23 protein-coding genes are annotated in these 25026 nt (G+C 50.3%); 12 read left to right on the top strand and 11 right to left on the bottom strand.

Annotated elements, in window-relative coordinates; translation table 11 throughout:
• Positions 1-83: 83 nt before the first annotated feature.
• Positions 84-926 carry a hypothetical protein gene (locus tag E1189_RS20185; protein ID WP_155162932.1) on the bottom strand — a complete coding sequence of 281 codons (843 nt, stop codon included), beginning with the start codon at positions 924-926 and terminating at the stop codon, positions 84-86.
• A gap of 132 nt (positions 927-1058) precedes the next feature.
• The gene (gene xseA, locus E1189_RS20180; protein WP_155162930.1) at positions 1059-2429 is read right to left on the bottom strand and encodes an exodeoxyribonuclease VII large subunit; all 1371 of its coding nucleotides are present in this window, start codon (positions 2427-2429) and stop codon (positions 1059-1061) included.
• Here xseA and E1189_RS20175 point away from each other — a divergent pair.
• The 3 genes from E1189_RS20175 to guaA all read left to right on the top strand — a co-directional run bounded on the left by E1189_RS20175 (position 2428) and on the right by guaA (position 5788).
• Entirely contained in the window at positions 2428-2586 is a 159-nt protein-coding gene (locus E1189_RS20175; protein WP_155162928.1) for a hypothetical protein, read from the top strand. The two genes, xseA and E1189_RS20175, sit on opposite strands and share 2 nt — an antisense overlap.
• A 142-nt stretch (positions 2587-2728) precedes the next feature.
• A complete protein-coding gene (guaB, locus tag E1189_RS20170; RefSeq protein ID WP_155162926.1) occupies positions 2729-4198 on the top strand; it encodes an IMP dehydrogenase in 1470 nt (489 codons plus the stop codon).
• A gap of 12 nt (positions 4199-4210) precedes the next feature.
• Complete coding sequence (guaA, locus tag E1189_RS20165) at positions 4211-5788, top strand: glutamine-hydrolyzing GMP synthase (RefSeq protein WP_155162924.1); 1578 nt, start codon at positions 4211-4213, stop codon at positions 5786-5788.
• Between the two features lie 62 nt (positions 5789-5850).
• On the opposite strand, the gene E1189_RS20160 is transcribed toward guaA, so the two are convergent.
• Positions 5851-9486, bottom strand: coding sequence for a CHAT domain-containing protein (locus E1189_RS20160; protein ID WP_155162922.1), 3636 nt, complete (start codon positions 9484-9486; stop codon positions 5851-5853).
• On the bottom strand, positions 9486-11015 hold the full coding sequence (locus tag E1189_RS20155; protein WP_155162920.1) for an F-box protein: 1530 nt from the start codon (positions 11013-11015) through the stop codon (positions 9486-9488). The genes E1189_RS20160 and E1189_RS20155 overlap by 1 nt, the downstream gene beginning before the upstream one ends.
• Before the next feature lie 272 nt (positions 11016-11287).
• On the opposite strand from E1189_RS20155, the gene E1189_RS20150 reads away from it, so the two are divergent.
• The 3 genes from E1189_RS20150 (at position 11288) to E1189_RS20140 (ending at position 16108) form a co-directional block, all read left to right on the top strand.
• Positions 11288-12871 carry a Na+/H+ antiporter NhaC family protein gene (locus tag E1189_RS20150; RefSeq protein WP_155162918.1) on the top strand — a complete coding sequence of 528 codons (1584 nt, stop codon included), beginning with the start codon at positions 11288-11290 and terminating at the stop codon, positions 12869-12871.
• 76 nt (positions 12872-12947) lie between these two features.
• The gene (locus tag E1189_RS20145; protein ID WP_155162916.1) at positions 12948-13379 is read left to right on the top strand and encodes a type III secretion system chaperone family protein; all 432 of its coding nucleotides are present in this window, start codon (positions 12948-12950) and stop codon (positions 13377-13379) included.
• Positions 13379-16108 carry a glycosyltransferase gene (locus E1189_RS20140; protein ID WP_155162914.1) on the top strand — a complete coding sequence of 910 codons (2730 nt, stop codon included), beginning with the start codon at positions 13379-13381 and terminating at the stop codon, positions 16106-16108. Before E1189_RS20145 ends, E1189_RS20140 begins: the two co-directional genes overlap by 1 nt.
• Positions 16109-16112: 4 nt before the next feature.
• On the opposite strand, the gene E1189_RS20135 is transcribed toward E1189_RS20140, so the two are convergent.
• The 6 genes from E1189_RS20135 to E1189_RS20110 form a co-directional block, all read right to left on the bottom strand.
• Complete coding sequence (locus E1189_RS20135; RefSeq protein WP_155162912.1) at positions 16113-16520, bottom strand: tetratricopeptide repeat protein; 408 nt, start codon at positions 16518-16520, stop codon at positions 16113-16115.
• A 25-nt stretch (positions 16521-16545) separates the two neighbouring features.
• Positions 16546-16800 (bottom strand): EscF/YscF/HrpA family type III secretion system needle major subunit, encoded by a 255-nt coding sequence (locus tag E1189_RS20130; RefSeq protein ID WP_155162910.1) that lies wholly within the window; start codon positions 16798-16800, stop codon positions 16546-16548.
• Between the two features lie 60 nt (positions 16801-16860).
• Positions 16861-17112: an EscE/YscE/SsaE family type III secretion system needle protein co-chaperone gene (locus E1189_RS20125; RefSeq protein ID WP_155162907.1), complete on the bottom strand. Its 252-nt coding sequence runs from the start codon at positions 17110-17112 to the stop codon at positions 16861-16863.
• The gene (gene sctD / locus E1189_RS20120) at positions 17102-18613 is read right to left on the bottom strand and encodes a type III secretion system inner membrane ring subunit SctD (RefSeq protein ID WP_155162905.1); all 1512 of its coding nucleotides are present in this window, start codon (positions 18611-18613) and stop codon (positions 17102-17104) included. Before sctD ends, E1189_RS20125 begins: the two co-directional genes overlap by 11 nt.
• 5 nt (positions 18614-18618) lie before the next feature.
• Positions 18619-18918 (bottom strand): helix-turn-helix domain-containing protein, encoded by a 300-nt coding sequence (locus tag E1189_RS20115; protein WP_155162903.1) that lies wholly within the window; start codon positions 18916-18918, stop codon positions 18619-18621.
• 132 nt (positions 18919-19050) lie between these two features.
• On the bottom strand, positions 19051-19389 hold the full coding sequence (locus E1189_RS20110) for a hypothetical protein (RefSeq protein WP_155162901.1): 339 nt from the start codon (positions 19387-19389) through the stop codon (positions 19051-19053).
• Positions 19390-19448: 59 nt separating this feature from the next.
• Here E1189_RS20110 and E1189_RS20105 point away from each other — a divergent pair, with 59 nt between their 5' ends.
• Positions 19449-19754, top strand: coding sequence for a hypothetical protein (locus E1189_RS20105; protein WP_196221534.1), 306 nt, complete (start codon positions 19449-19451; stop codon positions 19752-19754).
• A gap of 147 nt (positions 19755-19901) precedes the next feature.
• Here the strand turns inward: E1189_RS20105 and E1189_RS20100 are convergent, their stop codons facing one another.
• A complete protein-coding gene (locus E1189_RS20100) occupies positions 19902-20933 on the bottom strand; it encodes an NADP(H)-dependent aldo-keto reductase (protein WP_155162897.1) in 1032 nt (343 codons plus the stop codon).
• 266 nt (positions 20934-21199) lie between these two features.
• Between E1189_RS20100 and rplM the strand changes: the two genes are divergently transcribed.
• From rplM to E1189_RS20075, 5 genes are all read left to right on the top strand, one after another.
• Positions 21200-21628 (top strand): 50S ribosomal protein L13, encoded by a 429-nt coding sequence (rplM, locus tag E1189_RS20095; protein WP_155162895.1) that lies wholly within the window; start codon positions 21200-21202, stop codon positions 21626-21628.
• Between the two features lie 11 nt (positions 21629-21639).
• A complete protein-coding gene (rpsI, locus tag E1189_RS20090; protein ID WP_155162894.1) occupies positions 21640-22032 on the top strand; it encodes a 30S ribosomal protein S9 in 393 nt (130 codons plus the stop codon).
• Positions 22033-22396: 364 nt separating this feature from the next.
• Complete coding sequence (gene petA, locus E1189_RS20085) at positions 22397-22990, top strand: ubiquinol-cytochrome c reductase iron-sulfur subunit (protein WP_155162892.1); 594 nt, start codon at positions 22397-22399, stop codon at positions 22988-22990.
• Positions 22990-24204, top strand: a complete 1215-nt coding sequence (locus E1189_RS20080; protein WP_155162890.1) for a cytochrome b — start codon at positions 22990-22992, stop codon at positions 24202-24204. Before petA ends, E1189_RS20080 begins: the two co-directional genes overlap by 1 nt.
• The gene (locus tag E1189_RS20075; protein WP_155162887.1) at positions 24204-24974 is read left to right on the top strand and encodes a cytochrome c1; all 771 of its coding nucleotides are present in this window, start codon (positions 24204-24206) and stop codon (positions 24972-24974) included. The genes E1189_RS20080 and E1189_RS20075 overlap by 1 nt, the downstream gene beginning before the upstream one ends.
• Positions 24975-25026 lie beyond the last annotated feature (52 nt).

Below are 25026 nucleotides of genomic sequence, written 5' to 3'. Positions count from 1 at the left end.
TATGCGAAAGCAATGGTCCGGGTACTTAGTCCTTGAAGATTTCAACACGCAGGTTGGTGTCGGGCAATCTGTGGTCCGGGTACTTATTGTGTCATAGTTGCCTGTTGAAGCTCTGAGTTTTCGAGCTTTTCCCTCAAAATATCCTCCACTTTCGGTAATTGTATTTCCTTTTTCAGCTTCAATTCTTCCGCTTTTGAAGCGCGCAGTTTACTTTCCCGCTGCAAACGATCCCGGGCAAGAATCAACGAGTTTCGCAAATCATTGATCGTTGCTTCCTTCTGTGTACGTTTAATAAACCCCCAGGTAACCATTGCCGTGATGGCTGCAGCTTGAAGCAGGTGTTTGCCTACATCAAGATGGTCAGCGGCAATTAAGGGGCTTTTTGCCCTGTCTTCGAGACGGCCAAGCAACTGTTTGGTGCTGCTGTAAAATGGATCACCTCTGTATCTGTAGCCAATCTGTGTTTTCATCCGTAAGAACAGAGCGCCATAACCTGCAGCGAAACCTGCTGCGATGGTGGCTATGTGGGATAAAGAGTCTTGAGTGCCAAGTGTTGGTAAACCGGTGCTGTTTTCACTAAACCAGGTCGCGAAGCCAATAGCCAAAGCAGGAAGGTGGCCATGGCGGAAACTGTACAGCAGGTAGTTGCCAAGGATATTTTTCACTTCCGATGATTCTGACAGATCGTGGCCGTAGAGGTATTCGGGGCTGTAGTGAGCCATGATGCGTGCGTGGATCAGTTCAAGCGCTACATCAAGAATAACGGCTACACCAATGGTGGTTATTTTTCTATCCGTCGGATTATCTCGCTCCAGCTCCCGGAGTTGAGTGCTGAGTCGGTTATATTCTATTTGCAGGGGTGTTGGTGGAGCCAGGTTGTCCCGCAGGGGATCTTCATGAAAACTGTGGGCCCTTACAAAATTCATAAATGGGGTTAAGAGCAATATTATCAGAATTAAAAAGCTCCATCTCTTTATGACCACAGGCGCACAACTCCCCATCGCTTTATAAGAAAAGCGACAAGACTAGTGGAATTGTACAGATGTGCCAGTAGAGGCTTACTGCGAGACGTTATCAACCGTACAGAGCAGGCTGCCTTTGCCTAATCGAGCGTTAAGTTTGTCCCCGACCTGAGTCTGTGAAGCCTCAGAAATAATAGTTCCACCCTCTGTTTGCAGGATGGAATAGCCACGCAGAAGCGTTGCCAGGGGGCTGTAGGCATCCAGCTCAGCAATGCGTGCAGTCAGTGCTCTTTTTTTGCGGTCGAGGCTGGCATCCATTGCCAGAGTGAGCCGCTGCTCAAGCTGTTGCTGCAAGGTTTTGAGACGAGACAGTGTGCTCAAAGGCGTGTGCTGATGCAGTCGCTCTTTGGCATTTTCGAGGGATGAGTGGGCTTTATGGAGGCCAAGCTCCATGGCTTTGCGCAGGCGGATATCAAGATCATCCAGCCGCTGGCTTTGTTCTCTGAGTCGCTCGCCTGGGTGGCGCAACCGGCTGCGCAGATGAGTCAGTGCCTGTCGGTGCCCCTGCAGCCTGTGAGCCATGATGCGGGTGAGCATCTGCTCGTAGCCCAGCAAAGTGTTCTGCAGTTCTTGCTGATCTGGGCTGAGAACCTCAGCCGCAGCTGATGGCGTGGGTGCACGGTGGTCAGCGACAAAGTCAGCAATGGTGAAATCAATCTCATGGCCCACGGCACTGATTACGGGGATGGAGCACCGGGCAATAGCGCGGGCTACGGATTCTTCGTTAAAGGGCCAGAGATCCTCCAGTGAACCACCACCACGGCCGGCGATAATGGCATCAACGCCGGGCAGTTGTTCTGCCAGTTCTAAAGCGTGGACAATCTGGGGCGCAGCTTCAGCACCCTGTACCAAGGCGGGGATAACTGTGATTTTCAGTGCTGGATAACGACGGCGGAACACAGTCAGAATATCCCGCACAGCCGCTCCGGTAGGAGAGGTGACCACCGCTACATGGCTGGGGATTCTGGGAAGAGGCTTTTTGTGCCCGGCATCGAACAGACCTTCCCGTGAGAGTCGGTTTTTCAGCTCCTCGAACGCACGCTGGAGTGCGCCGGTACCGGCTTCTTCCATGTGCTCTGCAATCAGCTGATAGTCGCCACGGCCTTCATAAAGGCTCACTTTGGCACGAATCAGCACTTGCTGGCCTTCGGCGGGCTGGAAGCGTACCCGCATATTGGAGCCACGGAACATGGCGCAGCGTACCTGAGCGCCAGCATCCTTGAGGGTAAAGTACCAATGGCCGGAGCGCGGGCGCGCTACGTTGGAGAGTTCGCCTTCCACCCAGATAGACGGAAAGGAGACCTCAAGCAGTCGCTTGGCCTGACGGTTGAGGTCGCTGACCGAGAGGACTTTACGCTCTCCCGGTGCTTGTGGTGTGTACCCAAATGGGTCGAAATGACTGGACATGAAATACCCGAATCTGCCTGGTTTCCACTCTGAAGAGGTCCCCGGAACACAAACAGACGAAGTCGTATTAAAAGCATTTTTACTGGCAAACCGGGCTATTATCCCTGAAAAAAATGAAAAATATAAGAATGGTGGGACACATTTAGGGGCGGTATAATTGAACGAATTTACCTCGCTCAGCTGTTCTTTTGGTGTTTCCCCGACGCGATCTGAACAGTTCTGGTGTATGTTCTACAGCTATTAAGTAAAACAACACTGGTTTTAATACCCAGCTTTTCCCTAACCGGACGGCAAACACAATGTTACGTATCGCTCAAGAAGCTCTCACATTCGATGATGTCCTTCTCGTACCCGGCTACTCAGAAGTTTTGCCCAAGTCGGTATCGTTGAAAACCCGCCTCACCCGCGAAATTGAATTAAACATCCCTCTGTTGTCTGCAGCCATGGATACTGTCACAGAAGCCCGACTGGCTATTGCTATGGCTCAGGAAGGCGGTATCGGAATCATTCACAAGAATATGACCCCCGAAGAACAGGCGGCTGAAGTTCGTAAAGTGAAAAAGCATGAAAGCGGAATTGTCCGTGATCCAATCACCATTGATTCCAGTGCTACTGTGCGTGAACTCATGGGCTTGCGTCAGCAATATAATATTTCCGGTGTGCCGGTTTTAGAAAATGGCAATCTGGTTGGCATTATTACCAGCCGTGATGTGCGCTTTGAAGCCGACCTTAATAAAACCGTTGCCGAATTGATGACCCCGTTTGATCGTCTGGTCACCGTTCTGGAAGGTACCAGTCAGAAAGATGTTCAAAGCCTGTTACAAAAACACCGCATTGAAAAGGTGCTGGTGGTTGATAACAACGGCAACCTGAAAGGCATGATGACGGTTAAGGATATCCAGAAATCACAGGATTATCCGAACGCCTGTAAAGATGAACGTGGCAGCCTGCGTGTAGGTGCCGCTGTGGGTACTGGCCCTGAAACCCCTGAACGTGTTGCGGCACTGGTTGATGCCGGTGTAGACGTGATTATCGTTGATACCGCACATGGCCATTCCCGTGGAGTGATTGAACGTGTGGCATGGGTGAAGAAGACCTATCCGAATGTTCAGGTGATTGGCGGTAATATCGCTACAGCTGCTGCAGCTAAAGCTCTGGCGGAAGCAGGCGTTGATGGCGTGAAGGTGGGTATTGGCCCTGGCTCTATCTGCACCACCCGTATCGTAACCGGTATTGGTGTTCCCCAGATTTCCGCAGTTTCCAATGTTGCAGAAGCCCTGAAAGGCACAGGCATTCCTGTGATTGCCGATGGCGGTATCCGCTACTCCGGTGATCTGGCCAAGGCTATTGTGGCCGGTGCCAACACTGTGATGATCGGTAGCATGCTGGCGGGTACCGACGAAGCACCCGGTGAAATCATTCTGTACCAGGGCCGCAGCTATAAGAGCTACCGTGGTATGGGTTCTCTCGGTGCCATGGCGCAAAGCTCCGGTTCCAGTGACCGTTACTTTCAGGATGCAAACGCCGGCGCTGATAAACTGGTTCCAGAAGGCATTGAAGGCCGCGTACCTTACAAAGGCCCTATTAAGGCCATCGTTCACCAGATGATGGGTGGCCTTCGCGCCTCTATGGGTTATACCGGCTCCGAGAGCATTGACATCATGCGCACCCGTCCGGAGTTTGTGCGTGTAACAAATGCCGGTATGCGTGAATCCCATGTTCATGATGTCACTATTACCAAAGAAGCACCTAACTACAGAGCCGGTTAAGAAGAGCACCCAATGAGCCAGGATATTCATTCTCAGCGTATTCTTATTCTTGATTTCGGTTCCCAGTACACGCAGTTGATTGCGCGTCGTGTGCGGGAGATCGGGATTTATTGTGAAATCCGTGCCTTTGACATGGATGAAAGTGACATCCGTGAGTTTGCACCGAAAGCCATTATTCTTTCCGGTGGCCCTGAATCTGTCACCGGTGATGACACCCCTCGCGCGCCCGGTATTGTATTTGAAATGGGCATTCCCGTGCTGGGTATTTGCTACGGCATGCAAACCATGGCCGAACAGTTGGGCGGCTCTGTGTCTACTTCAGATCTGCGCGAGTTCGGCTACGCAAGCGTAAATGTAGGCAAAGCGTCCGGCCTGCTTCACGATATTCAGGATCATGTCTGCGAAGGTGGTCAAGCCAGCCTCGATGTGTGGATGAGCCACGGCGACAAGGTGACTACTCTCCCAGAAGGTTTCATGCGCATGGCCTGGACCGACAGCTGCCCGTTCGCAGGTATGGCTGATGAATCCCGCCACTTCTACGGTGTACAGTTCCACCCGGAAGTGACCCACACCAAGCAGGGCGGCCGTATTCTGGAGCATTTCATCTGCGAAATTGCAGGCTGTGAAAAGCTGTGGACACCAGCAGGCATTATCGACGATGCCATTGCCCGTGTGCGTGAGCAGGTTGGTGATCAGACTGTGCTGCTGGGCCTGTCTGGCGGTGTGGATTCCAGCGTTGTGGCGGCACTTTTGCACAAAGCCATTGGCGATCAGCTGGTGTGTGTCTTTGTGGATAACGGCTTGCTGCGTAAGAACGAAGGCGATCAGGTGATGGCTATGTTTGCTGAGAACATGGGCGTCAAGGTGATTCGTGCTGATGCTCAGGAGAAGTTTCTGTCCCGCCTCGAAGGTGAGAATGATCCGGAACAGAAGCGCAAGATTATCGGCAATACCTTTATCGAAGTGTTTGATGAAGAATCAGGCCGTCTGGACGGTGTGAGCTTCCTCGCTCAGGGGACTATTTACCCGGATGTGATTGAGTCTGCCGCCAGCAAAACCGGAAAGGCACACGTCATCAAGTCTCATCATAATGTGGGTGGCTTGCCAGACGATATGGCTATGGAGTTGGTTGAGCCTCTCCGTGAGCTGTTTAAGGATGAAGTGCGCAAGATTGGCCTGGAGCTGGGCCTGCCCTACGACATGGTGTACCGCCATCCGTTCCCAGGCCCAGGTTTAGGTGTACGAATTCTGGGCGAAGTGCGTATGGAGTACGCAGACATCCTCCGCGAAGCTGATGCCATTTTCATTGAAGAACTGCATAAGGCTGATCTGTACCACAAAACCAGTCAGGCATTTGCTGTGTTCCTGCCCGTAAAATCTGTAGGTGTTGTGGGTGATGGTCGCCGTTACGAGTATGTGATTGCACTGCGTGCCGTAGAGACTATCGACTTTATGACCGCGCGCTGGGCCCACTTGCCTTATGAGTTTCTGGAAAAGGTGTCTGGCCGGATTATCAATGAGCTCAGTCAGGTATCCCGGGTGACTTACGATATTTCCAGCAAGCCCCCTGCTACGATTGAGTGGGAATAATTCAATGATCCATCGCCAGTGCAGCTGCATTGGCGTTTGGCATACCGGGTGGGCAGTTATAACTAAATATCCCCCCGTATCCGAAGATAAACCTTCTCGTGCCAGGATTCTCTGGGGTAGTGACGTTGGAGATGAGGCAAGAACCGCAACCGGTCTTGTATCCTCTCCCCAAGTGCCGCTGCCATGAGGAATTTGAACTCGTCACTTATTACTCCATTAATATATTTTGCCCACGTTTCTTTCAGGGCCGTAAGAATATCCAGGGAGAACAGCTCATCAATCTGACAATACAGCATATCCTCCAGCCTTACAGGTATGAAGACCAGTGTTCTGTCCATCCCCCCCTGCCATGCTCTGGCCATCTCAGCCTCTTGCTCATCAGTGATTTGGTCATCAACCAGATAACGGTGTACACCAGCCCGTCTGGCGTCCAGCAGACGACGCCAGTAGGGTGAGTCCGTACAAGTGGCTGTCTGTGGTTCAGACTTTCCATTAAGAGAGCGGAATACCGGGTGTTCTAGCAACATCTGACAGAACTTTTCATCAACCGGTATAGACAGAAAATAAAGAGTCTGAAGCAAGGCTCGCTCAGCCCGGGTCATGGGCTGAGCAATCCATTCCATAAAGACTTGTAAGTGGGGGACAAATGGCGGTGGTTCTCCCAGAGCCCGCAGCTTCTGTGTCAGCTCCTCCAGCGCCTGCCTGCGCTCCCGAACGCCAGGCAGGCGCTGCAAACGGGGCAGTAGTAAACGCCAGATAGATATATCCAGTTTACAAGGCAGAGATAACAGATTGCGCATCAGTTCAGCCGTGCTGAGGACTGGAAGAAAGCCCAAATCCAGCAGTGATGCCGGCAGAGTTGTCAATCGAAAGTCCATATTTTCTCTGCTTATGGCTTCCTTGCTAATGTGTGGGCTCACATGTTTTGATCTGTCGAGTTCCTCGATATACCACTGTGCCTTTTCCAGCCATGGGTGAAAATTATGTACCTCTTCAAGACCGACAGGTTTTGCTGGCACGAAGTTCTGCACATACACAACCGTCTGTTCACCCCCACCTTCAGGTTTCGGGAGTAACTGAAGCTGCTTATTTATCAGTTTGTGAATGTCTTCATCTCCGCTAGTCCCTGTGATCGGTAGCCACACGCTACAGGTGACAGAGGGGTCCGCATCACACAGAAACTGGAGAGCGCTGGTTCGCGTAGGTAGCGTTCTGGTGGACAGCACTCGGTCCGTACGACCAGGAACCTGAAGTGCCAGTTTGTCGATAACAGCCCTATAGGAACAGCTCAACAGATCCTGTTTCGTGCACAACCCCCGCTGCACTATCTGCAAGGGACCACCAATACAGCGATAAATTCTACTGCCTCTACTGGCATAGTTTTTTGCTAATAACTCGTGCTGAAGATCCAGCTTATATACCTTCTGCGCTTTATGGAAAGCCTCTTGCAGATCCACTTGAGGGCGGCTCAACAGTTGATGGTAAAGTACTTTAAACAGCTCGGCCGCATCTACTGCGCTATTCAGAGCTGCGATCACAGCTGTTGCCCCATGGCGCAAAAGATGTTCACAGGCATGTTGTGGATGACAGGAAAAAACACCCGTGCTACAAATGTTCAGCAACACCAGATCGGCACCTATATGCTGGATCAGGTCAAGGGGAACCCAGTCAAGCCCCAGTCCATCCCCACCAGCTCGCTTTTGATGCTTTGTGGGCAGTATATCGCACCACAAAGTCTGTTCATCAACCCCCCCTTTGCCGGCCATATGGAAGGTGCCCGGTAAGCTAAGGGACTGCAACAGCGTCTGGCGAATAGCTGGTGGAGCCTCTTGGCGTTCCGACAGCCGGTGCGGAACCAGCAGTTCTTCCTGCATCCAGTCGTACTCAAACCGCATCTCATTGGCAACGCCGGAATATTCCTCCTTGACTGTAGCGAATGGAAAGAACAGACGGGGCAGGGCATCCTGTGAACTGATCACGCGGGGTGGTGCTGCGATTTGCTCAGGGACGGGAGCGATACGTACAGAGCAGATATCCATCAGCCTGGGGCCTGTGACCAGCTGTTCTCCTACACCGATCAGCGGCAGTGCCTCCCAGGGAATCAGGGTGCTGCTGCAGTCACCACTCACCACGACTTCACTGCATTTGCCCTCTGCAATAGCAAGTTGATCTTGCACGAAAGATATAACAGGCTCAAGCACTGTGCCCAAGGGTTGTATAAGCCATGGCTCTACCAGAAAACTCTGTTGCCAGGGTGTCTTACTCCCATCAAATCTCTGGTGCCAGCGGGCAAAAGCCTCCTGTTGGCACCATGTTTGAAAACTGCCTTCCAAAGCATCCAGAACAGCTTGTTGCTGGGAGTGATTGTGAAAATACCAGACAGAAGAGAACTCCTTACTTCTGCAGTCTTTGAAAGAAAAAGGAGGTGTTCTGGAGCCTTCCTGGTTTCCCTGCAGAAAGTACAGATACTCGGTAAAAAGGAGGCCCGGTATATTTTCTGTAGTTGCGGCCAGCCAGTGTTCTGGCAGAGGCCGCATAAACACATGACACACACCACCTCGGGGCTGTTTATGCCATAGCCAGAACAGGGCCTCTTTATCACTGGAACTCATATGGATGCGCACGGCATTGTGGGGGGTATCGGGCAGTGCCAGTGCGACTTCTGGGTCACTGATGGCCAGAGATTTCATGAACCGGTTGCGATCATCGGAAGGGTCAAGAGCCAGATACCAGAGGCTCAGTTTGTGACGCAGCCAGCGGCTGGTCATGGCCCAGCTGGTTTTGAATATGGCCCTTCCACAGACTTCTTTATCCAGCAGGTCCAGGTTTTGTACAACATCTAATAACAGTGTGCACAATGCATCGCTGCCAAACCCCCGGACAATACGCTTCGGTGGGGTAGCAGGCTTGGATGTCCCTTGATCTTCTCCATCCGGGTCACCACGTGTACAGGTAAAAAGCTCAAGCAGAGACTCAGCCTGTTTTGCCAGTGACACGGGTAAAAACTTCTGTTGGGAGAAACGCAAATATTCATCACTGTTGATGGCACACGTAACATCTGTCACCAGTTCAGTCCATCCCACTTTATCATCACTGACACGTTTATCAGACTCTGTGGGTTCACAGGTTTCGGAGCTGGCAAAACGTTTTGCAGCCATTGACAGGTGGCCAGGTATATGTAGCCGATCTACACAGCGCTGACTGACGGCATCAGCGCTGGAAAAAAGCATCTGATACAGCAAACAATTCCACGTGGTAGGGTGGCAAGGCTGCTCCGGATTGGCTGATGCGCACACCTTCAGCGCGTTGGTTATATCTCTCAACCGCTTGTGGGCCACCATGAACTGCTCAATGTCAGGGTCAGGATCAGCCATAAAGCGAAACAGGGTACAGGACTCGGCAACACCCGCACTCACCAGCTGCGGCAACGACAAAACAGAGGATTCAGGTGGGGCAGGCTGGGGGCAAACAGCTTGTAGTCTGGGGTGAGTGAAGCGCAGTACCCCCATTGGTGAGAGAGGAAAACTGATGACGTACTCATCCAGCCGCTTCTGTTGGTAGCCCGCAGGAGCATGGAGGGCTGCAGCCCTCAGGGCAGCCGGTGCAGCAGTACTTTGTCCCTTTTCGGGAGAGGGCTCGCCAGGGCGGACAGTGGCAAAAGTACTAACAGGGTACTTAAAACCTAAAGCAGAATTCATCAGCTGTTCTCAGGCTCGGGCACATCTGGGGGAGTAAACTCAGGTACCTGACACCATACATTCGTGCGCTTGCAGTTATCACTCCCTATCAAAAAACGCCCATCGGGGCTGAAAAACAGGCTCAAGGTGTTATACGAAGATGGATTAACCTCGCACTCCTCCCGTTTCGTTGTAATCTGTACCTGCTTTTTGTAAGGATTTCTGGAGGCATTCCATACGACAATACCCGTGTGCCAGGAGGTTTTACTATTCTCGAGTTCAGAAGGAGGTTTCAGGGTCCACGCCACAGCCACCTGGCCGTGAATATTGAATGCAACTGATTCGGTGTGTTTACTCACAGTGTACGGGCTACTCTCTGCCCAGTTCATCGACAACACACTTTCTGGCTCCCACACGTTTTTTTTAGAGCGGCACCATACTTGCACATGGTACTCAAACCTTAGTGCCAATTTAGTGCTGTTTTTGCTAAAAACGGAGCCTACCAAAAGACGCTCATTCTGCTCTTCCGGTAATTTCCATGGTAAGTCCTGGATCCAGAGACCGTTTTTCCGACACCAGCTGAAAGCTGACCAGTTACTATCCCCACGCTTCATCCTTTGATGCTCCATCAGGCAAACGACAGTGCATGAATCGGGACTGAATCTAGCTTCAAGCAGGCGTGAAGAAATAGCTGTGTGAATTTCCTCTTCCCAGACATCAGCACTTTTCATGGACCACAGGCTTGCTTTTTTCTTTGTTAAGGTCAAAAGGAGCTGACCGCAAGAGCTCCACTGGGCAAACATGACAGGCAACTGTGCATCACACTGAGCAACTTTATGAAATAAACTATCTTGCCCCAACTCGTGAATTAACACCTTCTCCTGACACAGCCTGGCAAAGCGCTTCTGATCCAAGGTCGTGCAGAAATCTGTAGTATCGTTCTCCTCTGAACCTTGACAACAATTTGTCTTATGCCACTCAGATGTCGACAACAGTGCAGGAGGGTATTCAATCAATTCGTAGCGACCTGGTGCCACGCAAGTCAGTAGCTTTCCATGCTGTACAAAGTTTTCGCACCCCTTCAACTGCACAGAAGCCGCTTCGCGTAGTTGTATACCTACAGCACCGCATAGCAGTAAGGGAAAGTCCTCACAATTGGTACAGTAGTTCAGTGCTTTTTTTAAAGACGCATCGCATCTGTCCAGCCAGGGGGTGATGACCGAGGTAAACCTGCTCAAGGAAAATTCGTTATCAACATTTACCCCAGGGCTATTAACGTGCGGAAGCAGATAGCGTCTGATTGGGGGGGGACTTAATATATAGGAGAGGGTTATCTGATTCATTCTCCGGTTGACCAGGCTACAGCTCTTCCAGTCCTCAGGAGGTAGCCGGGGTAAAATATGGTAGTGAAACACCGAATCCGGCAAGGCGGTGAGTCCCCTCCCTGCGGAGTTAGATTGATTACCTCCTGCCCGTAAAAGCGAGGATTGACTTAACGACTTATTCCCTCCGGGCTGGGAGAGACGTTCTGAGATGCCAGTTTCCTGCATGAACAATAGCCTCCTTCTGGTTGTAACCTGCTCACTGGAGCCTGTTTGATGTTTGACCACCAGTATCTCCAGATTCTTCACTACAGTTAACTATGCAGTCACATTTGCTTGCTATTTTGCGTGTACCAGGGGCTATTGATTCAAGAGGCTCGAGGTTTGCCTTCTCGTGTTCAGTTCTCTTTGCTACTTTTATCTATTTACTCTCCTGATCGTCTAATGTCATGTCATTAGAGTATTCATAATTTCATCTTTGGTAACCAGAGATCAGTAGTATGGAGCTAGTCAGTTACTCGTTTTCCCCTTTGTCGCTGCTGGCACCGGCTGTTGCCATTGGTCTCGCGGTTATCACCCGTAAAACACTTCTCTCCCTTGGGGCTGGCATACTCGTTGGCACCCTGTTACTGAATAGCTTTTCCCCCATGAATACTCTCCAGTATTTGCTTGAGGCGCTGGTGGCTGTGTTCTGGGACAACGGACTGAATACCGGAAACGTATTTATTCTGCTGTTTCTTATCTCTCTGGGCATTATGACCAGCTTTATATCTCTGGCAGGGGGAACTCGTGCGTTCGGTGAGTGGGCGCAACGTCGTATCAAGACAGCCAGAGGTTCTCAGGTGCTAACGGTGGCGCTTGGGGTCATTATTTTTATTGATGATTATTTTAATGCACTGGCGGTGGGGAATATCTGTCGCCCTGTCACCGACCGTAATCGGGTGTCTCGAGCGAAGCTGGCTTACCTTATCGACTCCACTGCGGCCCCTGTCTGTGTGATAACACCTGTGTCCAGCTGGGGGGCTTATATTATTGCCCTTGTCGGCTCGATTCTTGCAACCCATGAGATTACTGATATCTCAGCCTTTTCAGCCTTTGTAGAAATGATTCCTATGAATTTATACGCCATTTTCGCACTGGCAATGGTGATTACTGTAGCGTCTATGGATTTAAATATCGGCCCCATGAAAATCCATGCCGAACGAGCTGTCAGGGGGGAGTTGTTTGATAGCCGTCGTGGCCAACCCATGGGGGCAACAGATATTAAAGATACCGGCAAAGGCTCGGTTGCAGATCTGGTTGTGCCTGTGGTGATTCTGGTGATATCTACCGTTACAGGTTTGATTGGGACGGGGGCTCAGACCCTGGAGTCTGCAGGGATACCTTTCTCAGTGCTGGGTGCTTTTGAAAATACGAATGTTGCAAACTCCCTGATTTTTGGTGGCGTGATCGGGCTGACAGCTGGTTTTCTTATGTTGATACGTCAGCGTGTTGCCAGCGATAGGGTTATTAACGCTCTAACCGAAGGTGTGAAGTCCATGATGGGGGCTATCTATATTCTGGTGCTGGCTTGGGTTCTGGTGGATGTGATTGGCAATCTGGAAACCGGTAAGTATCTGGCAAGTCTGGTGGGTGACACCCTGAGCAGCGTCTGGCTGCCCGCTCTGGTATTTATCATTGCAGGCATTATGGCCTTTGCCACCGGTACCAGCTGGGGCACTTTCGGCATTATGTTGCCTATCGCGGGGGATATGGCTGCGGCGACAGACTTGGCGCTGATTATGCCTATGATGGGTGCTGTTCTGGCCGGTGCCGTGTTTGGCGATCACTGTTCCCCGATTTCTGATACTACTATTCTCTCTTCCACGGGGGCTTCCTGCCACCACATTGACCATGTGCTCACTCAGCTACCTTATTGTCTTGCAGTCGCTGTGATTTGTATTGCCGGCTATCTGGTCATTGGTATGACCAATTCTGTGTTCCTTGGTGTGGCTGTGGGGGCTGCTTTGTTTGTTCTCGCGATTATGATCTTCCATCGTATATCCCTGACGCTTGAAGACACTCAGGAAGAGACCTTTGCCTGAGTCGGTTTGTAGTCCTGCTTACATCTGTCGATATTTAACTGAGTAAAGCCGGATTGAATAAAGCAGGGATGCTTAAATGAGCCTTGATGAGTTAATCACCAGATTCTCCCGAAATAACGGCATTGATAAGCCGGAGAATCAAAACGGGCGTTATTTGATTGCCATGGAAGGTGTGGATATCTCCTGCTTTGAGGACGGCAGGCGTTACTACCTTCTTGCTAACCTGGGGCCGCTTTCCGAGAACACCGGACAACGCCAGAGTGATACCCGCCTTTTACTGGATAAAAGCCTTGGGCTGATTCGAGATCAACGCAGCAGTCTGACTCTGGATGAAGCCGCAGGCGTTTATCAGCTCTACCAGCGTCTACCCACAGATGTACAGATTGAAGACTTTCAGGAAGCGATAGAAAGTTTTGGTGGCTGCTGTCTCTATTACCAAGGGCTGCTGGGGCAAAGCTCAGGCTCCCCTGGTGAAGCACCACCTTTTGGCGGAATGATGATGCCCTGATGGCTTTATTTGGAGTTATTCTGCCGTCAGATAAAGATGTTCTGGATGGTTATATCAATGGCTTGAGAGAAGCAAACAGCAGCTTCCTTACAGCCTTGATCCGTCACTCTAGCCTTTTCAAACAATTCCACTTGTTCATTTCTGAAGGCGATGTGACTACCCGTCAGGACTTTTGGGATATCTGGCTAGAACAAGAGAAACTGACCGACCGAACGGTTCGGGTTTTCCCTCTGGAATATTTGCCCGCCAGTTTCGCCAGCCAGCCGTACGGCCTGTTCTATTCCGGCGACCCTTATCTCAGTTACCTGTTTGAACTGCGCAGTGCCTTTGCAGCACATGCCTTTCCTATAGTTGGTCGTGCCCACGCTCTGAGTCAGGATATTTCTCTGGGAGCCTGGAAAAACCTGTTACTGTCTCCATCACGTTCTTACGACACCATTCTCTGTAGTAGCCAGGCTTCGTTGAATGTTGTGGATAACCTGCTTCAGGAAGGCAAGGTGCGAGCAGAAAAGAGCTTTGCTGGCTGTTTAGAGCTCTTACCTTTGGGTGTGGATTCCTGCGAAACAGCTGTTAGCACACAAGAAGCGAGGAAGGCTCTGGGATTGCCAGAGGACAGTATTATTCTTCTGTGCCTGGGCAGGCTCTCTCCTGTGGATAAAGCAGATATTCATCCACTTATTCATGCCCTTGGGGAACTCTGCGATCGTTATGGGCAGGAGGATTGTTATCTCTATATTTGCGGTCAGGCCAGTGCTGATGATGATTATGTGATGTCACTTGTTCACTTAGCGGGGCAATTGGCTGTTGAGTCTCGGGTGCTCTTTAACTTCGACCTTTCTGCAGAAGAAAAGCCCTTGGCTTTCAAAAGTGCTGATGTTTTTGTGTCGGTTTCAGATTCTGTGCAGGAAAGCTTTGGCATTGCTCCAGTTGAAGCCATGTCAGCAAATGTGCCTGTGGTGCTATCAGACTGGGATGGTTACCGGGAGCTGATAAACCATGGAGAGGAAGGAGAGCTGGTACCGACCCATTGGAGTGATGTCGATGGGTTGATTGCACCCGCAGCATTTTTCGATCCCGGTAAGGCACAGTTAGCGCAGGCGCAATCAGTGGCTGTGGATATCTCTGAACTGGCAGAGAGCTTGAATCGTCTTGTTGAGAATAAATCCCTTCGCAGTCAAATGGGAGGGAAGGGACTGCAGCGTTATCAGCTTACCTATACCCCTGAGAAAATAACCGAGGACTTTGATGACTTGGCTCAGACGTTAATGGTGGCGTCTGAGAAGGATAAGGTGGAAGCGACAGGCGTACTCCATTCTCTGCACTATGGTCGTATCTTCAAAGGCTACAGCTCGGCTTTACTCAATGATGATACGGTTCTGAAAACCTCTCTTGATGGGCGGCAGCTGTTGTCTGGTCTTTCAGCTCCCATGAGTTTGAATGCTTTGGAGATTGTTTTACCAGTGCAGTTCTTACCTGCATTACTCACCCGTTGTCTAAATGGTGAAACCGTAGGGATGGTGCGTGAAAAGCTGGAGTTAGCAAGAGCACAGGCTGATATGTTGATGTTGTGGAGTCTCAAACATGGCTTGTTGAATAACAGTGTACACGAACAAATTTCACCGAGGTTAGTTAAGCGTTACCAAAAGCGACAAAGTATTCGTGCTGCCCAGTGTCTAAAGCGGATTTTGCAACGAGTGGCGCGGGATCAACCGCAGTTAAAGGTCATGTTTGATGTTTCGGGTACAGTGGAAACTATTAAACCTTTGTCTGATAAAGGGTATGGAGGAGTTTGTCGGATTACTTTTTCTGATGGCTCCAATATTATCTATAAACCGGTGGATTTACGTGCTGAAAAGCGCCTTAGTCAAATGGTCGGTTTACTGGAGTGTTTTAATCATCGTGTGGGATACGAGGTTTTTCACATCAATCAGCACATCCTTTGTAAGGTCGACCAAAAGGGAGCCTATGGCTTTCGGCCGTTTTATTCGGGGAGTACGGTGACTCCTCAGTCAGATATGAATCGGTTAGGAATACTTTCTGCTTTTGCCTTGCTTAGTGGTTTATCTGATATTCACAGTGACAATATCATGTGTGAGGACAATGCTCTAAGGCTACTAGATACGGAAATGGTGTGTCACCCAGAGATTATGAACCGTTTGTATCGAGAAATGGTAGAAGAAAAACTTCCAGAAGCATGGCCGGAATCCAGCCTTGCACTGACTCGCATAGAGGTTCTCTGGGATGAATTATTCACTCAGGGGTGGATGCCGGAAGAGGATGATATAGAACAGGTGGTCTGGGGTTTTCGGGAAGGGTTATTACTTTTCTGTGATAAGCCGGAGGACTGGTGCCAAGGCATACAGCTGTTGTCAGAACTTCCCTGCCGTATAGACCCAGTACCCTTCAACTCAGCAACTTCTGTTATAGAACAGATGGAAGCTTATGATATTCCTTCAGCCCGTTCACTCGCTGAGTTGAAAAGTGATTTGCTTGTGCAGGCGCGCCGAATGACTCGTCACCTGGAGCTGGATAGCTCTTTGGCAAAGGAATTGGCGAAAAGTTGGCTTAAAGGGGAGCATTTGGTTCAGTTCTCTCAATCGGGAGAGGAAACCCAGGAGCAGATAGTGAGGATTGCCCAGAGTATGTCAGAACAATCCTTTGCCGTTGGGGGCTCCTGGCTATCTGCTTTGTATCGGGAATGGCTTTTAGAGAGAAGCGGCCTTAACTGAATAATCAATGAAGGCCAGGAGCAGAGGGTTTCTTGTTTACATGCTGTCGCAGCTCTGATAGCAGGTTGGAAGCCAGTGAGGCTGCCAGGGTGTCTTCGCTATCGGTAATGCTATTGAGGCAACGTTCACTTTCGCTGCTTCTGCCCAAAAGCATCAGCGCCATACCCATGAATGCCTGAACCGTTGCATTATCAGGCTCCAGTGTGAGAGCTTTCTTCTCAAGAGTGTCCAGCGCTTCCTGATGCAGATTCAGGTTCATGTAGTTCAGGGCTGTTCCAATATGGGGAAGCACGCTGTCGGGCCGGGCAAGCTCGATTGCGCCAAACAGGCTTCTGGCTTGTTTGGAATATCCACCGCTGGTTGCCATAAATCCGATGTCGGCCAGGAGTCTGAGTGTTTCTGCGCTTACCATGTTAGATATCCCTGCTCAGAATGTATTAGTTGATTTTTTGGATGATGCTTTGGCCGGTGTCTTTTATCGACTTGATAACACCACTTTCCAAGCTGTACATCATAGTGAGTTTGTTGATTTCCTGCTGGAACGAAATCAGATCTGCCATATTGCTGGGATCCAGATTCTGCATCCGAGCTTCGACCTGTTCTTCGAAAGATTTCAGCTTGGTATTGAGACGATCTGTCGTTTCCGAAAAGCTGAGGTTGTTGGTTTGTGGGCCGCCTGCAAACTGAGTCATGGTTCCATCCTTCTATTAAGCAGTTTTTAACAGTTTAGTCATCCTGACTGCCATCACGAATCAGTGACGCTTTTCTGGCATATGATGCTTAAACCATGTGAGTTCGATGACTTTGACAGCATTTTCAATTGCATCAATCAAGGCATCCGTGCTGGCAAACTCATCGGGAGACAGGCCGCTGTTCTTTTTGCTCCTCAGATTTTGGACGTTGGCATTAAGCTGATCAATCAGCTGCTGCTTGTAGGCTCCGTCCTTGTCGGTTGCCAGACGGTCTTCCGTGACTGACAGTGAAACAAACTCATTATCCGCCATTGACTCCACCTCCAATAAAGTATTTTATTCTTTCCTGACCTAGCTTGAGCGTCAGATATTCCAAGTTAATATTTTCAAGTATATATCCGTTTTTCAGCTTCGCCCCCCGCAGATACTTCTCTCCGTTATCAAGGATTACATAAGGAATACGGCCAAGGCTGACACTCTTGATCTTGAGCAGTGGTTGCATGGTGGCCAGATCGGTAGCGGGAAGGGTGGCATCAATCACCAACTCTGGGCGGTTGCGGTATTTCTCCCGGAAGTCCTGAACCACTTCTTTCAGGTAGTAGCCTTGGGAAGCATCACCCAGGCGACCTTTGAGAATGACTTTTCCCGGTGTTTCCAGCAGGCGGATTTTCTGGGCAAGGCCGCGTTCTTTGAGCATGGTGCGCAGGGCCTTGAGACGTGTAACTTGATATTCCACCTGATCAACGATGGATATCAGACCGTGCACTTCCTGCTGCAGTATCTCCCGAATTCGAGCGACCTCTTTGGGATTGGCTGCATAGCCACTGAGAACCAGAGAGCCGGGAGTTGTATCCAGTTCAATGGTCATCTGTTTGAAATCATACTGTTCCAGAACCGAGGCTGCGGTGGCTCGCATTTCATTCATAACAACGGCTTGGAAGTTGTAAGGCACTTTGGCATTGTTCAGGGCTTTTTGCAGGCTGTCTTTGACATTATTGTCCGCTACGTAGCCAGAGATGATTACCGAACCATCTGGTAACTTCTTCATTGTCACATCTGGCACATTCATCTGGGTGATGATGCTTTCTGCCTTCTGGGCGGGTGTGATGTTCTCCATTGCGGTTTTTTCTGGATCGGTCATCATCCAGAGCCAGAAGAAAGCACCAATCAAAATAGAGAAGAAGCCACTTAGTAAAGCGCCGCCGAGCATAATAGGGTGGCGGCTGCACCAGCCCAGAAAGTCAAATTCGACAGAAGTTTCACTGGCTTTCAGTAAGAGAGAGGCAAGAAAACCATGATTTTTCTTTGCAGGTTCTGGTTTGGTTTTGCTACTGACCTGAGCCTGTGGAGCGGCTTCCAACATCTCAAGTTCATCATCTTCCACCCGTTCATTGAGAACCGGAATATCACCCTCAAGCACAATCTCTTCTTCACTGGTGGCCTGGACAGGAGTAGAGGGAACCGGTGATGCAGAGGCTGATGGGCCGGATAAACTCAGTTCCGGCCAGGGTTGCCCTGCAGCGCCTACAGCAAAATAGAGGCTGCCCGCCATGACCACGGTGTGGGAGGGCAAAGAGAAGTTGTTGGGCTGGGGCTCTCCAGAGAGGTAGATGTTCTGCCCCTGAGCCAGGTTTGTTACCTGTACGCCTTCAGGGGAGACGGTCAGCTCAATATGGCGTTCAGCCAGAGTATCATCGGTTAAAACAAGGTCACACTCTTCATCCCGGCCAAGGGTCCAGGTGCCGGAATCAAGAGGTATCTCAGCTCCAACATGGGGGCCGGAAAGAATTTTTAGAACCCAGACTTCTGCCATTTCCGTTATCCGTAACGAGCGTGTGCAGCAAACACTTCTATTGCTATCGGCGAACTTCCCAAAGATGGAAGCTTCCAATTAAAAAATGTTATGTGAGGGATGTGGATATTTCCACTGGCAATAAGAGGCAGGCGGAGGGATGAGGGATAATAGAAGCCAATCCAGCGATAAATACAAGATACATCAGTTCCCTGCTCTTCAGAAAGGTGCCTGACTTCAGTCCCGTCAATCCACTTCTGAATAGCTTCTATCCGGATAGTTTCTCTTACCTCATGGAAAATTTTGCGATCGTCAACCTTGCTCATGCTTACGTCGATACCAGTTAGAACTTCAAACAGTCTTGCTTGTTATCCTGACTCATTTTGAATCTTTGTACTCCCATCATACTCCATACAAACACAGCTTTAGAGGCTCCCTGATATAACAAATACAGAGGATTATTTAGAATATGTACTCTTCAAGAACCGATGGAACAGATTCCCATGAACGGCAGACGACTCCTTCTCAAATACAAAGATATTCAAGTTGTCAAAGACAAAGATATTCAAGCAGGTATAGGCCTTATACCCCCAGTACATATGTTTCTCGACACCCAGGGCATGCTTCTCGATACCCAGATCGATACCCAGAGCATGCTTCTCGACACCCAGAGCAGGTTTCTCCACGCCCAGAGTATGCTTCTCGACGCCCAGATTATGCTTCTCAATACCTAGGGTATGTTTCTCGACACCCAGAGCAGGTTTCTCGACACCCAGAACAGGCCAGTTCTTCTGCATGTAAACATCCACTACAGATGATGGAAAAGGCTACAGCTTTACAAGCAAAAGGCCATTTAATGGAAGCTTTACCACTCTTCCAGCAAATGTATGAAAAACATTTCACCTCTTTCCATGATGAAAAAAGCGTTGGGCTGCCTCTGGGCAGACTACTCCAGACCATAGGAGGCAGCGACAACTTGAAAAAAGCTCTGGACATTTTTACCCGGCTGCGCACTCTTGCGGCCAATGGGAAGAAGGATACTCCCTGTGAGGATAAGGAGATCGAATTGGCTCTGAGCAACCTATCTAAGGTCATGGAGGAACAGGGGCAATCTGAAAGCGGTTCTGGGGCTGTACCCCCAGAGAGCGAACATCCCCTGTGAGAATAAGGAGGCCGAACTGAGTGCGACCTCCACTCTCATTGATATGGGAGAGTGGAGGCAGTTTGATGAACTGAAACTCGAAAAACTGGCAAGCCTGGTTTGAAAAAAGGCGTGCCGCTGACTCTGGAGCCGCACGCAGCAGGTAACCTAACAGGCCGGGTCAGGAATACGTTTGTGAATACTTTCGATACCTTCCAGTACTTCATCGGAAAGGATGAGTTCAATGGAGTCAATATCAGCAGACAACTGTTCCAGGGTTGTTGCCCCGATAATATTACTACTCATAAAGCTGCGGCTGTTTACATAAGCCAGAGCCATTTGAGCTGGATCCAGATTATGGGCGCGTGCCAGGTTGACATACTCTTGAGTAGCAGCCTCACACTGCGGCGTATTGTAACGCTTGAAGCGGGTAAACAGTGCCATTCGTGAGCCTTCTGGCATGGCACCATTGAGGTATTTGCCACTTAGTATACCCATCGCGAGAGGGGAGTAAGCCAGCAGGCCAATATCTTCCCGGTGAGCGACCTCTGCCAGCCCCACTTCAAAGCTACGATTGAGCAGGTTATAGGGATTTTGGATGGAAACAGGCCGAGGCCAGCCGCGTTCTCTGGCGATACGTAGAAACTCCATCGTTCCCCAGGGTGTTTCATTTGAGAGGCCGATATGGCGGATTTTTCCGGTTTTTACCAGGTCATCCAGAACCTCCAGGGTTTCCTCTATTGGGGTGAGCTGCTCGCTCTCTTGGTGAACAAAACCCCGCTGGTTGAAGTTGTTGACGTTGCGATCCGGCCAATGTAACTGATACAGATCGATGTAATCGGTCTGCAGGCGTTTGAGGCTGCCCTCCAGAGCGCTTTCGATATGGCGGCGGGTGAACCGGCGGCCACCGTCCATATAGGGATACCCGGGGCCGGCTATCTTGGTTGCAACAACGACATCATCTCTTTGTCCGCGCTGCTTCAGCCAGTTGCCTATTATTGTCTCAGTTTGGGTGTAGGTTTCGGCTTTGGGGGGGATAGGATACAGCTCGGCCGTATCGAGGAAGTTGATGCCTCGCTCTGTGGCGTAGTCGAGCTGGGCGAAAGCCTCCTGTTCGGAATTCTGCTCTCCCCAGGTCATGGTGCCGAGGCAAATCAGGCTGACACGGGTGTCTGTGCGACCAAGGTTTCGGTATTGCATTGTGTTTTATTCCGCAAGTCTGATGAACTCTCGTTCATTATGAATGCTTATTTCGGTTGGGCACAGTCAGAAGGCGGTGAATATCACGGTATTCATGGCGGGGGAGGGGTTCCCATATTGTCTGGACTCGCTATAATACCCCGCTTTCGTTTCCCGCGAATGAGTGCCCAATGTTTGCACGCCGAATCTGAATGGCTGTTTCCGATAGCCAGGTTACGGGTCGACAGGGTAGGCGAATTACGAATCATTGAGGCGATAGGAATTAAATGAAAACCTTTAGCGCTAAAGCAGAAACCGCACGGCGTGACTGGTACGTCGTTGATGCGGAAGGCAAAACTCTGGGCCGTCTGGCTACTGAGATTGCAGCCCGCCTGCGCGGCAAGCACAAGCCTGAGTACACTCCTCACGTTGACACCGGCGACTACATCGTTGTTGTAAATGCTGAGAAAGTACGTGTGACCGGTAACAAGTCTTCTGACAAGATGTACTACCGTCACTCTGAGTTCCCTGGTGGTCTGAAGTCTATGAGCTTTGACAAGCTGATTGCTCACAAGCCTGAGCGTGTTATCGAGCTGGCTGTGAAGGGCATGATGCCTCGTAATCCTCTGGGTCGCGCGATGCAGCGTAAGCTGAAAGTATACGCTGGTACTGAACATCCGCACGCTGCACAGCAGCCTCAGAAACTGGATATCTAACGGGGGATACTATGTCTGTTACTCAGAACTACGGCACTGGCCGCCGCAAGAACTCTACCGCTCGCGTATTCCTGCGTGCCGGTACTGGCAACATCAGCATTAACGGTCGTACTCTGAACGAGTACTTCGGTCGTGAAACGTCTCGCATGGTTGTTATGCAGCCTCTCGAGCTGGTTGAGATGACTGAAAAGTTTGACCTGAACATCACTGTTAAAGGTGGTGGCGCTTCTGGTCAGGCTGGCGCTATCCGTCACGGTATCACCCGTGCACTGATGGACTACGACGAGACTCTGCGTGGTGCTCTGCGCAAAGCTGGCTACGTTACTCGTGACGCTCGTATGGTTGAACGTAAGAAAGTGGGTCTGCACAAGGCGCGTAAGCGTCCTCAGTACTCCAAGCGTTAATACCTGTTTGCTTGCATCTTCGGATGCTGCGAATGGAAAATGCCCGACCTTTTGGTCGGGCATTTTTTTTGCCTCGACCTTTCTAAAGACAACATAAGTTTATGAACTGCAATTTATTTGAAAATAGAGGTCTTCAGTCTTGTAGTTTGGTAGGAAAACTGCACTCAAATCCTTGAGATGGGAAATTTGACGTGGTTTGCGCATTAACATTCCTGCGTAAAACCTATATCATTTCGGCATGTGCGTAGGGTGATAGGGTTAAACCCTGTTGCTTGTGAATAATAACGAAATTAACTAACATGCCCACCGCCAAAAGTCGGCAGGCATGCCGTACAAGCAATAACCCTGATGGGGAGAAAGCCGAATGAGTCAAGACGGCGTAAATGTGGGTCGGCGCCGCTTCCTTATAGGAGCTACATCGGTTGTCGGCGCGGCGGGAGCCGTGGGGGTCGCGACACCGTTTGTTAAGTCATGGAATCCCAGCGCAAAAGCAAAAGCCGCTGGTGCTCCTGTGGAGCTTAACATCGCCAAACTCGAAGAAGGTCAACAAGTGATCGCCGAATGGCGGGGCAAGCCCGTTTTTGTTGTACGGCGAAGCCAGGGGATGCTGGAACATATCGGTCAGGACGTAAAAAAAGTAGCAGACCCCGATTCCAACAGCTCTGAACAACCTGAATATGCCAAGAACGAATACCGCTCCAGAAAGCCTGAAATTCTGGTGCTTATTGGTATTTGTACTCATCTTGGATGCTCTCCTAAATACCTTCCGGAAGTTATTCCCATGGACTTCGATCCAACATGGAAGGGTGGCTATCACTGTCCCTGTCACGGTTCTAAGTTCGATTTGGCAGGTCGCGTTTATAAAGGCGTACCGGCACCAACCAATCTGGTTGTTCCACCCTACTCCTTCAAGAGCGATGACGTGATTGTGATCGGTGTGGATGAGGAGAATGCCTGATGGGACAGAAACTGCTTGCATGGATTGATGAGCGTTTTCCGCTCAGCTCCACCTGGGAAGCGCATCTCAGTAAGTATTATGCGCCCAAGAACTTTAATTTCTGGTACTTCTTCGGTTCGCTTGCCCTGCTGGTTCTGGTGAATCAGATTCTCACTGGTATCTGGCTCACTATGAGTTATGTGCCCAGTGCGGAAGCAGCATTTGCATCTGTTGAATACATTATGCGGGATGTGGAATACGGCTGGTTGCTGCGTTACATGCACTCCACCGGTGCGTCCGCATTCTTTGTGGTTGTTTACCTGCACATGTTCCGGGCGCTGCTGTACGGGTCTTATCGAAAGCCCCGCGAGTTGATATGGATTTTCGGCATGGCGATCTACCTCGCCCTGATGGCGGAAGCCTTTATGGGTTACCTGTTGCCTTGGGGACAGATGTCCTACTGGGGTGCACAGGTCATCATCTCCCTGTTTGGTGCGATTCCGGTGATTGGCCCGGACCTGCAACAGTGGGTGCGGGGTGACTTCCTGATTTCCGGCATTACTCTGAACCGCTTCTTTGCCCTCCATGTTATTGCGCTGCCGATTGTGATTCTTGGTCTGGTGGTGATGCACCTTGTGGCGCTGCACGAGGTGGGTTCCAACAACCCTGACGGTGTAGATATCAAGAAGTATAAAGATGAGAGCGGTAAGCCACTGGATGGTATTGGTTTTCACCCTTATTACACGGTCAAGGATATTGTCGGCGTTATCGTATTCCTGTTTGTGTTCTGCTCCGTCGTTTTCTTCTTCCCGGAAGTGAACGGCTATTTCCTGGAGCACGCAAACTTTGAACCGGCTAACAGTTTGAAGACGCCAGAGCATATTGCGCCGGTGTGGTACATGGGGGCCTTCTACTCCATCCTGCGGGCGATTCCAGACAAGTTGATGGGGGTTTTGGCTATGGGGGCCGCTATAGCCATCTTGTTTGTGTTGCCCTGGCTGGATCGGAGTCCGGTGAAGTCCTGGCGTTACAAAGGGCCCATCTTCCGTACCCTGATTATCCTCTTTGGTATTAACTTTCTTGTGCTGATCTGGCTGGGAACCAAGCCTGCTACGGAAACGTATACCCTGTTGGCGCAAATTGGTACGGTGTTCTACTTCGGCTTTTTCCTGTTGATGCCGTTCTACTCTGCCATGGAAAAAACCAAGCCAGTACCGGAGAGGGTAACCGGATAATGAAAAGAACAACAATCTTCAAAAAAGTCATTGCTGCTCTGGTTTTGGTGTTGCCTGTGAGTGTGTTTGCAGCAGGAGGCTCTGGTTATCCGCTGGATGCCATGGAGCCTAATGTTGCAGACAAGGCCTCCCTGCAGCGTGGCGCAAAGCTGTATATGAACTACTGCTACGCCTGTCATGCTACTGAGTTTCAGCGCTATGAACGAGTGGCAGATGACCTGGGTATTCCCCATGATCTGATGATGGAAAACCTGATGCCTGCCGGCGGCAAGATCGGTGATCTGATGGCGAATGGTATGGTAGCCGAGGAGTCCAAGGCGTGGTTTGGTGCAACGCCTCCTGATCTGACTCTGGTGGCCCGGGTTCGTGGTACAGACTGGCTGTATACCTACCTGCGCACTTTCTACCTTGATCCCAAGCGCCCCTGGGGTGTGAACAACAAGGTGTTCCCGGATGTGGGTATGCCCCATGTCCTGTTGGAGTTGCAGGGGGCTCAGGTGGACACCTGTGCAGTTGGGGAGCATGGTCAGCGTGATACTCTGACCGGTGAAAAGCTGTGTGGTCTGGAGCCTGATCCGTCCATAAAAGGCAGTATGACACCGCAGGAGTACGATCAGGCTATGTATGATCTGGTGAATTTCCTGGCATACAGCGCTGAACCAATGCAACTGGAGCGTCAGCGAATTGGTTGGTATGTGCTGTTATTCCTGATTATTTTCTTTATTCCTGCGTATTTGCTGAAACGGGAATACTGGAAGGACGTTCACTAACTCCTATAATCTGGTAGAATTTCACACTGGCGCGTAATCACGAGTTGATTGC

Origin of the sequence: Parendozoicomonas verongulae (assembly GCF_009711465.1) — a bacterium.
Classification (GTDB): domain Bacteria; phylum Pseudomonadota; class Gammaproteobacteria; order Pseudomonadales; family Endozoicomonadaceae; genus Sansalvadorimonas; species Sansalvadorimonas verongulae.
The sequence above is the reverse complement of the archived record's forward strand: the minus strand, read 5'-3'. Positions and strand labels throughout refer to the sequence as shown.

Bases quoted from the DNA above. Each gene is read 5' to 3' on its own strand.
- E1189_RS20185 (WP_155162932.1), bottom strand. From the start codon at position 926: ATGAATTTTGTAAGGGCCCACAGTTTTCATGAAGATCCCCTGCGGGAC.
- E1189_RS20175 (WP_155162928.1), top strand. From the start codon at position 2,428: ATGAAATACCCGAATCTGCCTGGTTTCCACTCTGAAGAGGTCCCCGGA.
- xseA (WP_155162930.1), bottom strand. From the start codon at position 2,429: ATGTCCAGTCATTTCGACCCATTTGGGTACACACCACAAGCACCGGGA.
- guaB (WP_155162926.1), top strand. From the start codon at position 2,729: ATGTTACGTATCGCTCAAGAAGCTCTCACATTCGATGATGTCCTTCTC.
- guaA (WP_155162924.1), top strand. From the start codon at position 4,211: ATGAGCCAGGATATTCATTCTCAGCGTATTCTTATTCTTGATTTCGGT.
- E1189_RS20160 (WP_155162922.1), bottom strand. From the start codon at position 9,486: ATGAATTCTGCTTTAGGTTTTAAGTACCCTGTTAGTACTTTTGCCACT.
- E1189_RS20155 (WP_155162920.1), bottom strand. From the start codon at position 11,015: ATGCAGGAAACTGGCATCTCAGAACGTCTCTCCCAGCCCGGAGGGAAT.
- E1189_RS20150 (WP_155162918.1), top strand. From the start codon at position 11,288: ATGGAGCTAGTCAGTTACTCGTTTTCCCCTTTGTCGCTGCTGGCACCG.
- E1189_RS20145 (WP_155162916.1), top strand. From the start codon at position 12,948: ATGAGCCTTGATGAGTTAATCACCAGATTCTCCCGAAATAACGGCATT.
- E1189_RS20140 (WP_155162914.1), top strand. From the start codon at position 13,379: ATGGCTTTATTTGGAGTTATTCTGCCGTCAGATAAAGATGTTCTGGAT.
- E1189_RS20135 (WP_155162912.1), bottom strand. From the start codon at position 16,520: ATGGTAAGCGCAGAAACACTCAGACTCCTGGCCGACATCGGATTTATG.
- E1189_RS20130 (WP_155162910.1), bottom strand. From the start codon at position 16,800: ATGACTCAGTTTGCAGGCGGCCCACAAACCAACAACCTCAGCTTTTCG.
- E1189_RS20125 (WP_155162907.1), bottom strand. From the start codon at position 17,112: ATGGCGGATAATGAGTTTGTTTCACTGTCAGTCACGGAAGACCGTCTG.
- sctD (WP_155162905.1), bottom strand. From the start codon at position 18,613: ATGGCAGAAGTCTGGGTTCTAAAAATTCTTTCCGGCCCCCATGTTGGA.
- E1189_RS20115 (WP_155162903.1), bottom strand. From the start codon at position 18,918: ATGAGCAAGGTTGACGATCGCAAAATTTTCCATGAGGTAAGAGAAACT.
- E1189_RS20110 (WP_155162901.1), bottom strand. From the start codon at position 19,389: ATGCAGAAGAACTGGCCTGTTCTGGGTGTCGAGAAACCTGCTCTGGGT.
- E1189_RS20105 (WP_196221534.1), top strand. From the start codon at position 19,449: ATGGAAGCTTTACCACTCTTCCAGCAAATGTATGAAAAACATTTCACC.
- E1189_RS20100 (WP_155162897.1), bottom strand. From the start codon at position 20,933: ATGCAATACCGAAACCTTGGTCGCACAGACACCCGTGTCAGCCTGATT.
- rplM (WP_155162895.1), top strand. From the start codon at position 21,200: ATGAAAACCTTTAGCGCTAAAGCAGAAACCGCACGGCGTGACTGGTAC.
- rpsI (WP_155162894.1), top strand. From the start codon at position 21,640: ATGTCTGTTACTCAGAACTACGGCACTGGCCGCCGCAAGAACTCTACC.
- petA (WP_155162892.1), top strand. From the start codon at position 22,397: ATGAGTCAAGACGGCGTAAATGTGGGTCGGCGCCGCTTCCTTATAGGA.
- E1189_RS20080 (WP_155162890.1), top strand. From the start codon at position 22,990: ATGGGACAGAAACTGCTTGCATGGATTGATGAGCGTTTTCCGCTCAGC.
- E1189_RS20075 (WP_155162887.1), top strand. From the start codon at position 24,204: ATGAAAAGAACAACAATCTTCAAAAAAGTCATTGCTGCTCTGGTTTTG.